Origin of the sequence: Christiangramia aquimixticola (genome assembly GCF_048285835.1) — a bacterium.
In the GTDB taxonomy this organism is placed as follows: Bacteria; Bacteroidota; Bacteroidia; order Flavobacteriales; family Flavobacteriaceae; genus Christiangramia; species Christiangramia aquimixticola.
The window spans coordinates 200,464-200,753 of record NZ_JBLVTL010000003.1 but is presented as its reverse complement, the minus strand read 5'-3'; the positions used below and the strand labels follow the sequence as shown (position 1 = coordinate 200,753).

Annotated in this window: 1 protein-coding gene; it reads left to right on the top strand. The window is 32.4% G+C overall.

Annotation, left to right across the window (positions count from 1 at the left end; translation table 11 throughout):
- A partial coding sequence (locus tag ACNKXV_RS07825; RefSeq protein ID WP_417907423.1) for a cold-shock protein occupies nucleotides 1-173 on the top strand: 173 nt, incomplete at its 5' end.
- Between the last annotated feature and the right edge of the window lie 117 nt (nucleotides 174-290).

The window sequence follows — 290 nt, the reverse complement described above, 5'->3', positions numbered from 1 at the left end:
TTTTTAACTCCACAAAAGGATTCGGATTTATTAAAGCTGACGATTCAAGCGAAGACATCTTCGTACACTCAAGTGGTCTTATCGACGAAATTCGTGAAGACGATAGAGTACAATTTGAAACAGAACAAGGCAGAAAAGGTCTTAACGCTGTTAACGTTGAAATACTAGACTAAGTATTTCAGGTTTACAGTAAGTAAAAAGAAATAATTTTCAGATCACCGTCATTTGATCTTTAAAAAATTAATGACAAGTAACAATAAACAAGTAAAGTAATGCAAGAAGGTAAAGTA